We start from the raw sequence: 13,558 nt of genomic DNA, 5'->3' as shown, positions 1-13,558 counted from the left end.
TCGTGACCGCCCCGCGCTTGGATGACCAGCTGTGCTTCGCGCTGTATTCCGCCTCGCGCGCGGTCACGGCGGCATACCGCCCGTTGCTTGCCGAACTCGGCCTCACCTACCCGCAGTATCTGGTCCTGCTGGTGTTGTGGGAGGAAGGCCGCGCCAGCGTCGGACGACTCTGCCAACGGTTACACCTTGATTCAGGCACACTCTCGCCTCTGCTCAAACGGCTCGAGGCGGTGGGCTATGTGACGAGAGAGCGCAGCCAACACGATGAGCGCCGGGTCGACATCGTTCTCACCCCAGCCGGTGATCGCCTGCAAGCCAAGGCTTCCTGCGTTCCGGAGCGACTCCTGTCAGCCTCGGACATGACGCTCGACGAGATCGTCACGTTGCGGGACGCGGTGCTGCGCCTGACCGAGACTCTCGACCAGTGAAAACACGAAGGGATTCCGACATGAAGGTTCTGTACACCGCTGAGGCACTGGCCACCGGCGACGGCCGCGATGGCCACGGCCGCACCTCGGACGGCAAAGTGGATGTCGACCTGAGCATTCAAAAAGAACTCGGTGGCACGGGCACCGGGACCAACCCCGAGCAACTGTTCGCCGTCGGATATGCGGCCTGCTATCACTCCGCCCTGCGGTTGGTCGGCCGGCAGGAGAAGGCTGACGTCACGGATTCGGCTGTCGGAGCCAAGGTTTCGCTCGGAAGCAATGATGCCGGTGGCTTCGTGTTGGCGGTCGAGCTAGAGGTCGTGCTGCCCAATGTCGATCACGAGACGGCCGTCGCGCTCGCCGACAAGGCTCACCAGGTGTGCCCGTACTCCAATGCCACCCGCGGCAATATCGACGTGAAGCTGACCGTCACCGACGACTGAGGATCAGGCCGGGCGCCGCGAATCCGGCTTGCCCTTCTTCTCCTCGTACATCAGCTCGTCGGCGCGGACCAACAGTTCGTCGACGGTGGCGTTGTCGGCCATGTGCACCGGCACCTGGACCAGACCGATACTGGCCGACAGTGTGTACGGCCGGTCGTGGGTGTCGTTGAACCTGTCGAATCCTTCGCAGATGCGTTCGCGCAGCCGCGTCGCGTCGCAGTCGGGTTCAACGACGAAGGCGCAGAATTCGTCGCCTCCGACGCGGGCCAGCACGTCGGACCGGCGCAGGTTCTTTTGCAGCACGGCGGCGACATCGGCCAGCAGACCGTCGCCCATGTCATGTCCGTGCTTGTCGTTGACCGCTTTGAGACCGTCCACGTCCAGAAACACCAGCAGGCAGCTGGTCCCCTGCCTGCGCGCGGTCCGCAGCGCTGCCTCGGTGCGCAGATAGAATCCGCGTCGGTTGTTCAACCCGGTCAGCTCATCGGTGATCGATAGCTTGTGGATCTCCTCGTTGGCCTTTTCCAGCTCGGAGGTGCGATCGCGCACCCGCTGTTCCAGCTCGGAGTAGAGCCCGACGTTCTCCATCGCAATCGAGGTCGAGTCGGCCAGCGCCTGCAGGAGGAAAACTTCCTGGTCGGTGGGTTGGTGCTGCTGGCCCCAGTAGTTCCCGATCGCCCCGATCGGGTCGACCTTGCGGATCGGGACCATGACCATGCTTTTCACGAACGTCGGCCGGTAGGCCTCGGTCGGCACGCGCTCGTCGTTGTAGATGTCCGGGATCACCACCGATTCGCGATGGTTCATCGCCCAGCCGCTGACGCAAATCTCCATCGGGAAGCGGCTGCCCTTCCACAACGGCGCGATGGCATCTTCGTCGGCGTAGTAGCAGTATCCGTCGTCCCGAAGCACGAAGGTGGCGCCGTCGCAGCCGGTCAACTCACGGGCGGAGGTACGCACGATGGCCTGGACATCGTCGAGACTGCGGGCCAACGACAGCTCTTGCACGGCCTGCAGCAGCCGTTCCATGCCACGTGTGTAGTCGGTGGCATCGTTCGCTAGATCAGCAGTCATGTGCACCTCCGGCGACCCCCGCCGTACCGCCACAGGGCAAGTCATGTCCTGGCTTGGCGGTCCGGTCCTTGCTGGTCATTGTAAGCCCCCTCCATCTCCCAGAGCGGACAACCGCACGAACCTACGAAAAGTGAGTGTGCGCCCGCGGCAGCTGAACCCCGTCGACGCTGATATCGAGCTTCTCGTTGTAGAAGGCCACCATGTTCGCGATCGGCGCGACGGCAGGCAGCGGGGTGTTGTAGGTCCAGGCCAGATCGGCGTGGACCGTATCGCCCGACCGCACCGACCAGTACCCCGACGTCACGCCCTTGTAGGGGCACAGACTCTGGGTGTCCGACGGCTCGAGGTGCTCGAACGCGACATCAGTGCGGTCGATGTAATACCTTGTCGGCAAACCGGTCTCGAACAAGAGCACCGGGCTGTGGGTGTCCGCCAGCACCACACCGTCGAGTTCGACTCGGACGTGGCGATGGGAACGCAGCGCATCGATCCGCGCGTACGGGTTGCGGGGATGGCCATAGATCGGCTCGTCCTCCTCGAACCAGCTCAGCGCCGCCCACTCGAAGCGCACCAGGCCCGCGACCGGGCCCTCCCCCTCGTCGAACACCCGCGCCGCCGCCGCATGCGTCTGCGAGCCGCTGACCAAGGCAAACGTGCGCGAGGGGCCGAACTGCACGTGCTGTGGATGGTCCTCGTCACGCAGAAACTCCATCCGCACGTCAGCCAGCGGAACGTAGTACTGCGGGTAATACGGGACCTCCCACACATACCGCGCCGCGGTGGTGTCGAAGACGAGCTCGCTGCCCAGGAAGCCGCGGACCCGGCGGGGCGACGGTTCGACCCTGCCGCGGACCGCAGCCAGTTGCGGATAGTCAGTCGCCGGCTGCCCGGATGCGGTATTCACGATGGGACTCCCTTGCCGTGGATCACGTCACCTTCCATCATGACGAGCGGCGGGGCGGGTAATCCAGCAGCGGCCGCGGCCGGTGGTCAGACAAGGACGGTGTACATGACACGAGCGGGTTCCGACGCGATCCGTGCGGAGACGATCACGATCAGCGGACGCGGCGGTGACGAGATCGAGGCGTACTGGGCCGGACCGTTGACCACCGGGTCCAGGGGCGGAATCGTGTGGATTCACCACATGCCCGGCTACGACCGCGAGACCAAGGAGTTCGTGAGACGGCTGGCCGTCAGCGGCTATCACGTGGTCTGCCCCAATTTGTATTCACGGGAAGCGCCCGGCGCCGATCCCGACGATGCCGCCGCGGCCTCCCGGGCCGCCGGCGGTGTGCCTGACGAGCGACTCGTCGGCGACGTCGCCGGTGCGGTCACCCACCTCGGCGGGTTGCCGGGGGCGAATGGGAAGTTCGGCGTGATCGGTCACTGCTCGGGTGGGCGTCACGCGTTTCTGGCGGCATGCTCGTTGCCGTTCGATGCCGCGGTGAATTGTTACGGCGCGTTCATCGTCGAGGATCCGCCCGAGGGGATGCCGAAGACGATGAAGCCGATCCTCGACTTGGCGCCGAACCTGAGTGCCCCGATGCTGGGGCTGTTCGGGGCCGAGGACAGGTTCCCGACGCCTGAGGCGGTGGCCACCCTCGGCACGGAGCTGACGCGACTGGGCAAGCCGCACGAGTTCCACAGCTATGCGGGCGCGGGCCATTCGTTCTTCTCCGTCGACCGGCCCGCGTATCGCGTCGAGGCCGCCGTGGACGGCTGGCGGCACATCGACGAGTTCTTTGCGACCCACTTGAAAGGCTAGGTCCGCCAACCCATGTGCACCTATCTCACCGAACGTGTGGTCATCGAGGGCAGCGGCAAGGGCGCCACTGGGTGGTTCGGCGCCGACCGGGCCACGGTCTACGTCGACCACCCCGTGCATGCGCCGTACACCCACACCGTGAACATCGATGTGCTCAATCCGGCGCTGGGGCCCGCGGCTCGGGTGGCGCTGGAATTGACCGAGGAGAGCGCGCTTGCACTGGCCGATGCCATCCATCGGGCGATCGGGCACGCCCCCGCCGGCCTGGCCTCGCGCGACCAATAGCGGGACGCGGGCATCCGGACCGATCGGCTACTGGCTCAGCAGAATTCGTACTGAACATCCCAGAAGCCGGGCGCCGGGTTCCACCACGCCGAGAAATGGCCGCCCAGCGCGGAATTGGCGTCGTTGATCATGCCCTGCCCACCGACTCCGGGGATGAAGCCGGGCGGATCCCACGTGATGGATCGCGGATCGCCCGGAGTCTCGGGCGTGCATCCGATCTGTTTGACGAAATAGCCGTCGGTGATGGTCCATTCGGCGCTCGCCTGATCCGGGGCCGGCGGCGGCGGTGCGGCATGCGCAGTGCCCGTCGCACCGGCGATCAGCACGGCGGCAACGCCGGCAGCCATTCCGAAGCAGGGTCGATTCGTCATCGACACACCCCCCGTTCCGCAGAGTCCAGTAATCGCACCACGTTAGACCACACCGGGCCGTAACCGGGACCGTTCGACGTCACCGGCGATCTTGCGGCGCCATCCCCGGTGTACCGGCGGCGATGACCGCGCGGTTGCGTTCGGCGACAATGGGAACCGGCATCTTCATCTGCCAGCGGTCGTAGCTCAGGAAGCCGTTGACCTCGTTCTCGACATCGGTGGTCTGGGTGTAGATGGCGCCGGACAAGCCGGTCCTGCGGACGATGTCCTCCAGAGCGCGGCTGACTTGGACATACCGATCGGTCAGCCGTGCCGGGCTGTCGGCCATTTCATAGGCTTCCGGTCGTCCCGGCCAGCGGTTCTTATCGAGTACCAGTCCCAGGCCGCCGTATTCGCCGTCGACGCGCACCCGATTGTCCACCGGGACCGGGCCTTTCGAGTGGGCCTTCATCAGGTCGTCGTGAATTTGGGGCTCACCGGGACCGACATAGGTGTGATCGTCGTACACATCGCCGGTCAGGGTATCGCCACGTGACTTGCAGCAGTTCACCCCGCTGTTGGCGTTCACCATCCGGGTCGGGTCCGCGGTCTTCACGACGCCGGCGATCCTGGCAGTGTCGAACTCACCCCAGCCCTCATTGAACGGCACCCAGCCGACGATCGAGGTAACGCTGCGCAGCTGGTCGATCATCGACAGCAGCTCTTTTTCGAAGTTGGCTTTCGCGGCGGGAGGCGGCTCGGGGGCCGGGCCGACCGGAATGTCCAGCGACACATCCAGTGACGGCATGTCCTGCCACACCATCAATCCCAGCTTGTCCGCCCAGTAGTACCAGCGTGCCGGCTCCACTTTGCCGTGCTTGCGCACGAAGTTCATGCCGAGATCCTTGATGCGCACCAGGTCCGACTTCAGCGCGTCGTCGGTGGGTGCGGTGTAGATGCCGTCCGGCCAGTAACCCTGGTCCAGCGGGCCGTGCAGGAACGTGATTCTGTTGTTCAACGCGATTCGCGGTCTGCCCTGCGGGTCGGGCATCGTGCCGATCGTCCGCAGCCCGGCGTAGCTGGAGACGGTGTCCACGACCTTGCCCGAAGGGTCCAGCAGCGCGACCTTCAGGTCGTACAGGTACGGATCGTCGGGTGTCCACACATGCGGATTGCGGACCGGCAGTCGAATCGTGTCGCCCGCACCGGCGGAGCCGACTGCGACCACCCGGCCACCGTTGGGCTCGACGGCGAACACTACGGCGCGCTGGCCTCTCGTCCCGGCGATCCGCGGTGTCACGGTCAGGCTGGTCAGATCCGTGCTGATGTCCACCTTGTTGATGTAGGTGGCGTGCACGGGCTCGGCCCAGACCGTCTGCCAGATACCTGACGCGCCGGTGTAGAACAGCCCCTTCGCTCGGTTGCGCTGTTTACCGATCGGAAAAGGGTTGGCGTCGTTGCGGTCTTGGACGCGCACCGTGATCTCCTGGGGCCCTGGCCACCGCAGCGCTTTGGTGATGTCGGCGCTGAATTCGGTGTAGCCGCCTTCGTGGTGGGCCACCTCTTGGTCGTTCACCCAGATCGTCGCGATCTGATCCACCGCACCGAAGTGCAGCAGCACATGTTGTCCCACCCAATTACTCGGTAGCTTGACCACCTTGCGGTACCACATCTCGTCGTCGTGACGCTGGATGCCGGAGAGGGCCGACTCGACGGGATACGGGACGAGGATCTGCTCACGGTAGGCGTTCGGCGCCGGAGGCGCGGGCAACACCGTTGCGCCCGACCGGCCCATGTAGCTCCACACGCCATTGAGGTTGAGCCACGCGGAGCGCGCCATCTGTGGGCGGGGGTAGTCGGGCAGCGCGTTGTCGGGTCCGACCAGCTTGGTCCACGGGGTCGGTAGCGGCGCAGCCTTCGGATGCCACATCACGACGGCGTTCGCCGAGGGGCTTCCGACCATCGCGAAAACCAGAAGGGCCAAGGCGACCAGCGCACCGCGGCCGGCCCACACACGGGAGTGGCGGCGACGTCCACCAGACGCCGGCGCCGAGCGATCTGTGAAGATTGTTCCCCCCGAGCTAGATCTCATTGCGGCCCACGCGGCGCCGCGCACGACTGATTCCCTGCACAGCAAACGAATCGAACCGGTCGTGGCGCGAATGATCCGACGGCGCTGTACGTGTTCGACGCGCGACAGGCCGGGAAGATGCGATTGCCGTAGGCACTGTAGCCCGCGTGCAACGAGTTAGCCACTGTCTATGAGGGTGTTTCGGGTAGCAATGTTTGGGTCGTCAAACCGGCTGGACAACGTGCTGCGGATTGCTGAATCGCCGGTTCAGTGGCCTCGGTCTTCGTGGGTTGCGACGCGCGATTGCACAGCTTTCAGCAAACTGCGTGCGGCGCGTCGCGTCCCCGGTTGCGAGTTATGGCACCATCTCCAGGTGGTGTCCCGGCCTGTCAGCAGTGCAACGATCCCGGTGATTGCGCTCACCGGTCATCTCGGTGCAGGAAAGACGACCTTGCTCAACCATGTGTTGCGCACCCCACAGGCCCGGATCGGGGTGGTAATCAACGACTTCGGTGAGATCAACGTCGACGCCGGTCTGATCAGCGGCCAGATCGACGAGCCTGCGTCCATCGCCGGCGGCTGCATCTGCTGTCTTCCCGATGACGGGCAGCTGGACACCGCTCTGGCTCGGCTGGCCGACCCCAGGCTCCAATTGGATGCCATCGTCGTGGAAGCCAGCGGTCTGGCTGATCCGGCGGCGCTGGCCCGCATCATCGGCTTCAGCGAGATCGCCGGAGTTCGTGACGGCGGTGTCGTGGATGTGGTCGACGCGGTTCGGCACTTCGACACCGTCGACTGCGGCGGCGTGGCACCCGCCCGCTACGGCGCGGCGACCCTGGTGGTGGTCAACAAGCTCGACCAAGTCCCAGAGAAAGACCGTGACGCGGTCGTAGCCCGGGTCGAAGCCCGGGTACGGGAACGCAATTCGCGCGCCCACGTCGTCCGGGCCATCGGCGGGCGGATTGACCCGGCGCTGCTGTACGACGTCGCCGCGGCGACCGACGAAGCGGGCCAGCTGTCGTTCCGCGACGCGTTGTTCTCCGAGACCGTCGGCGATCACGACCATGTGCATGCCGAGTCGGTGACGGTGACCGCCGAGGAACCCATCGATCCGGAGCGCCTCATCGATCTGCTCGAGTGGCCGCCCGCAGGCGTGTACCGGATGAAAGGCCGCGTGGCGGTGCGCCACCGCTCCTCGGTTCGCGGCTACGTGGTCAACGTCGTCGGACCTTCGGTTCACATTGCCAAGGCGGCCAAATCGGCCGCGGGCCCCAGCCAGCTGGTGGCGATCGGAACGCATTTCGACACCGCGGCGGTCCGGACACTGATGACCGACGCCCTACGCCCCACCGACGGGCCGGCGTCGGCCACCGCGCTGCGGCGCTGGCAGCGCCACGTCGCCCGCACCTGAGGCTCACAGATCGATGACAACGTCCTCGGCCGGGGATGCGATGCACAGCAGCACGTTTCCGTCGGCCGGCGGTTCCAGCGGCTCGAGGTCGTAACCGACCCGGCCCACCAGGAGCGCCGTCTCACAGGTGTGGCAGACACCCGTGCGGCACGACCATCGAGTGGGTACGTCGCAGGCTTCGGCGAAGTCGAGCAGGCTGGTGTCGGTTTCCCGCCACGGCACGGCGAGTCCACTGCGCGCGAACTGCACGCTCGGTCCGGTACCGGGTGGACCCTCGGGCAGGTGCGGCGGTCGCTCGGTGGCCGCCACGATGCCGGGCGTGATCGCCGAGTGCGCACCGAATCGCTCCGTGTGGACATTGCCGGCATCCACCCCGCACTCGATCAGTGCGTCGCTCACCGCGTCCATGAACGGCTCCGGTCCGCACACGAACACCTGCGCCGCTACCGGTAGGCCGAGGTCCCGCAGCGCCTGCGCGGACAGCCGTCCCCGCTGGTCGTAGTCGACACCCAGCCGGTCAGCGACGTCGGGTTGGCTGAAGAAGACACGAGACCGGCTGTGCGGCAATCGGTTCAGTAGCTCGCGGGCTTCGGTCGCGAATGGATGCTCACGTCGGTCGCGGGCGCCGTGCAGCCACCAGATTCCACGCTGCGACCCACTGTCGACCAGCGAGTGCAGCATGGACAGCACCGGCGTCACTCCCACACCGGCCGAGATCAGGATGACCGGGTCCCGGCTGTCGTCGAGGAAGAAACTCCCCCGCGGCGCCGCAACCTCGATGAGGTCGCCGGCCTTCACGTGATCGTGCACGTACTGGCTGACCGTTCCCATCGGTTCCCGCTTGACGGCGATGCGGTACTCGGCCGCACCCGGCTCATTCGACAGTGAGTAATTGCGGACCAGCGGTGGTCCGCCCACGTTGACCGGCAGCCGCACCACGATCGATTGGCCGGCAAGCCATTTCGGCAGCGGTGCGCCAGCGGGATCAACCAGCGACACCGAGCGGACGCTTCGGCTCTCGTCGTGCACGCCGGTCACCTCGAGCCGGCGGAAGCCCCGCCACGCCGGCGGCGGCGGTGCCACCCCGGTCAGCCCGCTGTTACCGGTTTCCGCATCTTGCTCCAGCAGACTCTGCAGCGAGGTCTTCCATCCCTGGCTCAGCGCCGGGATGGCGAGGGCACGTTCCAGGGCGTCGCGGGGATGCCCCGGGAGATAGAGCAGGGCATCGATCTCGGCGACGCTGACCTGGTGCGGCCCGTCTTCGATCTTGACCACGTCCTGGCCCGCGGCGAGTTCGCCTTCGGCCAGCACTCGGCAGTAGAAGCCGGGACGGTGGTGCGACACCAGCAGCGCGGCCATGCGGGGTTCGCCCAGCCGCATTCCGACTCGGTAGCAGGTGACCCGCGGCTGCGTCACTTCGAGGACGACGTCACCGATCCGGTATCGATCGCCGATGCAGACCTCGTCATCGGGCAGCCCGTCCACGGTCAGGTTCTCCCCGAAGGCGCCCGGTGTCAGATCGTCGCGGTCGAGCACCGTCGCCCAATGGTCGTAGGAGGCAACCTGATACACCAGCACAGCACGGTTCTCTCCCCCGTGGCCGCCGAGGTCACCCTGGCCGTCCCCGTCGATATTGAGCCGCCGCACCATGCGCGGACCGGCTACCGGTGACTTCCATGCCCCGGTGTGCACGGTGCGCCCGTTCCACTGCACATCCGTGGGCAGTCCGACGTTCACCGACACCAGCGTCGCCATCGCGGTCAATGCCCCGGATCGTCGAGTTGCGCGCGCAGCCGGTCATTTTCGGCCTGCAATGCCGCCAGTTTCGCGCGTAGGGGTGCCAGCGCGGGTTCGAGTTCGGCAGCGCTGAAGCGCGGGGTGATGTGCTGCTGGCAGTTCCAGTCGTAGGCATCGACGTCGACCAGGACCGCCCGCTCGACCACCGAGCTGTCGGTTTCATCCGTCAACGCCTTCAGCAGCGCGGGGTCCTCATCGGTGGTCACGATGCGGGCATGCCCGAAGATCTTCAACCGGCGCTGGTGGGCATAGTCGAGAGCGATGATCGCCACGCGGTCGTCGCCCGTCATGTTTCCGGTGCTGATGTACTGCAGGTTGCCCCGAAAGTCGGCCCAGCCGATGGTGTGGTCGTCGAGTGCACGGATGAATCCGGGGTTTCCGCCACGGAACTGAACGTATGGCCAGCCGCTTTCGGAAACCGAAGCCAGATAGAAGCCGTCGCGCTCGCTCAGATAGTTCTTCTCGTCCTCGGTCAGCGGGTCGCGGCCCGGCGACGCCTTGCCCGCCGCGAGCTTGCGCCCGTAGAACTCGTCGCTGCCGTGTGCGCTTTGGACGGCCTGGACATCATCGGTGAACGCGATGGACGCGTAATGCTTGCTCATGAACGTCTCCTCGTCAGCGCCGGAGTCACTGCAGCGGAATGTCGCGGCCACGGTCGCTTTCTGACCGTGGCCCGAAGTAGCGCCGGTCGGATTCGTCGATCGCGACGTCATTGATACTGGCCTCGCGCCGGCGCATCAGCCCGTTGTCGGCGAACTCCCACAACTCATTGCCGTAGCTGCGCCACCACTGGCCATCGGGGTCGCGGCATTCGTACTGGAAGCGAACTGCGATGCGATTACCGTGGAAGTCCCACAAGCTTTTTCGTAGTGCATAGTCGAGTTCGCGCTCCCACTTGGCGGTCAAAAACCCCACAATCTGATCGCGCCCGGTGATGAACCGATCTCGGTTGCGCCACTGGCTGTCAGCTGTGTACGCCAAGCTAACGCGATGGGGGTCGCAGGTATTCCACGCATCTTCGGCTGCCTGCACCTTCTGCATCGCGGCGTGCAGGCTGAACGGCGGAAAGGGTGGTCGCGATTCCGTCACGTCACGCCTCCCGATGGAATTGCCATGGCTGCGACCACGTCGTCGGTGCTCAGCACAGCGTGCGCCAGAAACGCGTAGTTGACCAGCGCTGCCTGATATCCGTCACCCCACCTCGGATGTCGCGGGCCCGCGGTGGCGTCCCGGACGACCGCCACCTCGAACCCCTGCTCGAGCAGATCCCGCAGATGCGATTCCACGCAGATGTTGGCGAGCATGCCGCACAGCACGACCTTGGTGATCTTGCGCTTGCGTAGTTGCAGCACCAGGTCGTTGGTCTGCGGCCCCCACACCTTGTGTGGGCTGGCCACAATCGTCGAGGGGTCGTCGATGAACGGCTTGAACTCGTCGAGCCAGTCCGCACCGGACCCGTTGAAGCCGTCCAGGGTCAGAGCACCGCGGCGGGCGAATGTCCCGGTACGTAGCTCGTCGGCTTCCAGCGGCCCGTTGAAAAGCCAGCCGTGATCGCCGGGATAGAAGTAGTGCGGCGAGATGACCATTGCGAAGCCGGCCGCCTTGGCAGCCGTGAAGATCTCGACGAGGTGTTCCACCGTGTTGTTCTCTGTCACGGAGGCTGCCAGGACTTCCCAGTTCCTGCCCGTCGGGCTCAGCACGTCGTTCTGGGGGTCGATGACCACGACGGCGGTATCACCGGGATTCAGCTCCATGGGGTTAACCCTCCTGGGATCGGCAGGCGAGCCCGCCCACCAAGTGTGAGAGGTGGGCGCCCGTTTCGCCACCGTGATGATTCACAACTGCTAAGACTTGATCCGAGGCCACAGCACAACCACGGGTTGAACCTCGACGAAGAGCCGATGGCGCTGCGGAAGGTGAGCCCCGATGTCGCTGATTGACGCTTTCGGGCTGGCAAGCGGAATCTTCTGGACCATCACCTATGCGTTCGTGATCCGCCAGGGACTGCTCGACCGCACCTTCGCGATGCCCTTCCTTGCGCTGGTCATGAATATCACGTGGGAGTTTCTCTTCACGTTTGCCTATCCGTCGGTCGGCGGGCTGATGCAGGAGAGCATCAACGCCGTCTGGTTTGCCGCTGATGTCGCGATTCTGGCGATTTTCCTGAAGTACTGGCGCTCTGATTACCCCAGGAACCTGCCCGAGTCGTACTTCTGGCCGATGTTCGTTTTGGCGTTCTCCATGGTCGCGCCAATGATGATGGCGATTGTTGCCGTCTTCGGGCGCGATGACGGCTCGGTCTACACCGCATACGTCGACAACCTGATCATGTCGGTGTTGTTCCTGACGATGCTCATCCGCCGCGGTGACCGGCGCGGGCAGAGTATGTGGATCGCGTGGGGAAAGCTGCTGGGCACCCTGACCGCGGCCGTTTCTCAGTACCTTTACGATCCGAGCAACATTCTGTGGCTGGTGATTTACATCGAGATCGTGGTCTTGGACACGCTTTACGTGTTCTTGTTGTCGAAAGCGCCGCGTTATCAAAGGGATCTGCGGGTCACCGCGACCCTCGCATGATCCACGCGTAGGATGCGTGACACGTCACCTGTGTCGGAGGGGTTACGAACGTGGCTTCGCGCCGTAAGGGCTACCCGCTCAACGTATCTCAGCAGCGGACCTGGCTGAACTACATGCGGGTGTATCACCGGCTCGAATACGAGATGAACCGGCAACTGCTGGCCGACTGCGGACTGTCGCTCAGCGACTACACAGTGCTCAACGCGCTGTCCCAGGCACCAGGCCGGCGCACGGGGCTGACCACGCTGGCGACCACAATCGGTTGGGAACGCAGCAGGTTGTCCCATCACCTGCAGCGGATGACCGGCCGTGGTCTTGTCGATCGGGTGCGATCGGAGACCGACGGCCGGGCAACCGACGTACTGCTCAGCGATGCCGGGTGGGCCGCGCTGCGCTCGGCCGCGCCACTGCACGCCGAGTGGGTTCGTACCCTGTTCTTCTCCGATCTCGACGCACGACAGGACAAGCAACTGGCCGACATCCTGGCCACCATTTACGAGAGCATCCTGCGGGAGGGCACCTTGCCCCGCCCGGGTCAGACCTGAACGGACCCCCCGTCGACGTACAGTTCGGAACCGGTCATGAAGCTGCTCGCGTCGGAGGCGAGAAATACCACGACGGAGGCAATTTCATCGGGATGGCCGATCCGCCCCATCGGCACCGTCGCCGCCTCGCCGTCGAGTAGAGCCTGGTGTTGTCCACTGGGAGCCAACCCCTTGAGCCCGGGTGTCTCGATCGGGCCGGGCACCACCGTGTTGACGCGGATCTTGCGATCGACCAACTCGGCCGCCCAGGTCCGGCCGAAGGAGCGGATGGCAGCCTTCGACGCGGCGTAGGCGCCGAAGGACGGCACGCCACGACTGGCCGCGGTCGAACCGGCGAGGACGATCGACGCCCCCTCGTTGAGCAGGGGCAGCATCTTCTGCACGGTGAAGACCGTCCCACCGACGTTGCGGTTGAAGGTGTCGGCGAGATGTTCGGGCGTCTCCGCCTCGAGGGTGGCGAACTCGCCACCGCCGGCGTTGGCGAAGACGATGTCCAGGCCATGGCCACGCTGCCGGATCACGTCGGCGAGGTGATCCAGATCGGCGATCTCGGTGACGTCGCTGGCGACCCCGGTGGCACCATCGCCGATCGTGGCCGCTGCGGCGTCCACCCGGTCCTGGGTCCGCCCGGTGAGGAAGACGTGGGCACCTTCGGCCGCGAGGCGTTGCGCGGTCGCCAGTCCGATGCCCGATGTGCCACCGGTGACCAGCGCCGTTTTACCGTTGAGTTGGCTCATGATTTCTCCTCAATATGTGGAACCTACAGCCAGCAGAACTACGTGATATGTCACGTTATTCCATGTTCGCCATGG

General features: G+C 65.4%; 16 protein-coding genes. 7 read left to right on the top strand and 9 right to left on the bottom strand.

All coding sequences use genetic code 11. The features are described 5' to 3' along the window. Positions 1-2: 2 nt before the first annotated feature. Entirely contained in the window at positions 3-428 is a 426-nt protein-coding gene (locus AB431_RS06090; RefSeq protein WP_047333134.1) for a MarR family winged helix-turn-helix transcriptional regulator, read from the top strand. A 20-nt stretch (positions 429-448) separates the two neighbouring features. Next, positions 449-871, top strand: coding sequence for an organic hydroperoxide resistance protein (locus AB431_RS06085; RefSeq protein WP_047329174.1), 423 nt, complete (start codon positions 449-451; stop codon positions 869-871). Between the two features lie 3 nt (positions 872-874). Here AB431_RS06085 and AB431_RS06080 read toward each other — a convergent pair whose 3' ends face one another. Both AB431_RS06080 and AB431_RS06075 read right to left on the bottom strand, forming a co-directional pair. Further along, positions 875-1,945 carry a sensor domain-containing diguanylate cyclase gene (locus AB431_RS06080; RefSeq protein WP_047329173.1) on the bottom strand — a complete coding sequence of 357 codons (1,071 nt, stop codon included), beginning with the start codon at positions 1,943-1,945 and terminating at the stop codon, positions 875-877. A 121-nt stretch (positions 1,946-2,066) separates the two neighbouring features. Continuing rightward, positions 2,067-2,849 carry a DUF427 domain-containing protein gene (locus tag AB431_RS06075; RefSeq protein WP_047329172.1) on the bottom strand — a complete coding sequence of 261 codons (783 nt, stop codon included), beginning with the start codon at positions 2,847-2,849 and terminating at the stop codon, positions 2,067-2,069. A gap of 105 nt (positions 2,850-2,954) precedes the next feature. Between AB431_RS06075 and AB431_RS06070 the strand changes: the two genes are divergently transcribed. After that, positions 2,955-3,710: a dienelactone hydrolase family protein gene (locus tag AB431_RS06070; protein WP_047329171.1), complete on the top strand. Its 756-nt coding sequence runs from the start codon at positions 2,955-2,957 to the stop codon at positions 3,708-3,710. Positions 3,711-3,722: 12 nt separating this feature from the next. Next, positions 3,723-3,995 (top strand): DUF6295 family protein, encoded by a 273-nt coding sequence (locus tag AB431_RS06065; protein ID WP_036343599.1) that lies wholly within the window; start codon positions 3,723-3,725, stop codon positions 3,993-3,995. Between the two features lie 35 nt (positions 3,996-4,030). Here AB431_RS06065 and AB431_RS06060 read toward each other — a convergent pair whose 3' ends face one another. Then, the gene (locus AB431_RS06060; protein WP_047333133.1) at positions 4,031-4,366 is read right to left on the bottom strand and encodes a hypothetical protein; all 336 of its coding nucleotides are present in this window, start codon (positions 4,364-4,366) and stop codon (positions 4,031-4,033) included. Positions 4,367-4,445: 79 nt separating this feature from the next. Then, the gene (locus tag AB431_RS06055) at positions 4,446-6,308 is read right to left on the bottom strand and encodes a glycoside hydrolase family 2 protein (protein WP_052960446.1); all 1,863 of its coding nucleotides are present in this window, start codon (positions 6,306-6,308) and stop codon (positions 4,446-4,448) included. 481 nt (positions 6,309-6,789) lie between these two features. Here AB431_RS06055 and AB431_RS06050 point away from each other — a divergent pair, with 481 nt between their 5' ends. Further along, on the top strand, positions 6,790-7,827 hold the full coding sequence (locus tag AB431_RS06050) for a GTP-binding protein (RefSeq protein WP_235435840.1): 1,038 nt from the start codon (positions 6,790-6,792) through the stop codon (positions 7,825-7,827). A gap of 3 nt (positions 7,828-7,830) precedes the next feature. Here the strand turns inward: AB431_RS06050 and AB431_RS06045 are convergent, their stop codons facing one another. From AB431_RS06045 to AB431_RS06030, 4 genes are read right to left on the bottom strand one after another with little or no spacing between them, the layout of a single operon-like run. Then, positions 7,831-9,582 (bottom strand): MOSC domain-containing protein, encoded by a 1,752-nt coding sequence (locus tag AB431_RS06045; protein WP_047329169.1) that lies wholly within the window; start codon positions 9,580-9,582, stop codon positions 7,831-7,833. Positions 9,583-9,587: 5 nt separating this feature from the next. Continuing rightward, positions 9,588-10,226, bottom strand: coding sequence for a pyridoxamine 5'-phosphate oxidase family protein (locus AB431_RS06040; RefSeq protein WP_047333131.1), 639 nt, complete (start codon positions 10,224-10,226; stop codon positions 9,588-9,590). A 25-nt stretch (positions 10,227-10,251) separates the two neighbouring features. Next, positions 10,252-10,713, bottom strand: a complete 462-nt coding sequence (locus tag AB431_RS06035; protein ID WP_047329168.1) for a nuclear transport factor 2 family protein — start codon at positions 10,711-10,713, stop codon at positions 10,252-10,254. Next, positions 10,710-11,378 carry a cysteine hydrolase gene (locus AB431_RS06030; protein WP_047329167.1) on the bottom strand — a complete coding sequence of 223 codons (669 nt, stop codon included), beginning with the start codon at positions 11,376-11,378 and terminating at the stop codon, positions 10,710-10,712. The genes AB431_RS06035 and AB431_RS06030 overlap by 4 nt, the downstream gene beginning before the upstream one ends. Positions 11,379-11,550: 172 nt before the next feature. Here AB431_RS06030 and AB431_RS06025 point away from each other — a divergent pair, with 172 nt between their 5' ends. Beyond that, the gene (locus AB431_RS06025) at positions 11,551-12,201 is read left to right on the top strand and encodes a hypothetical protein (protein WP_047329166.1); all 651 of its coding nucleotides are present in this window, start codon (positions 11,551-11,553) and stop codon (positions 12,199-12,201) included. A gap of 50 nt (positions 12,202-12,251) precedes the next feature. Beyond that, complete coding sequence (locus AB431_RS06020; protein ID WP_047329165.1) at positions 12,252-12,746, top strand: MarR family winged helix-turn-helix transcriptional regulator; 495 nt, start codon at positions 12,252-12,254, stop codon at positions 12,744-12,746. Here AB431_RS06020 and AB431_RS06015 read toward each other — a convergent pair. Next, positions 12,737-13,483 carry an SDR family oxidoreductase gene (locus AB431_RS06015; protein WP_047329164.1) on the bottom strand — a complete coding sequence of 249 codons (747 nt, stop codon included), beginning with the start codon at positions 13,481-13,483 and terminating at the stop codon, positions 12,737-12,739. The two genes, AB431_RS06020 and AB431_RS06015, sit on opposite strands and share 10 nt — an antisense overlap. Positions 13,484-13,558 lie beyond the last annotated feature (75 nt).

This window comes from Mycobacterium sp. EPa45 (assembly GCF_001021385.1).
Classification (GTDB): Bacteria; Actinomycetota; Actinomycetes; order Mycobacteriales; family Mycobacteriaceae; genus Mycobacterium.
The sequence above is the reverse complement of the archived record's forward strand: the minus strand, read 5'-3'. Positions and strand labels throughout refer to the sequence as shown.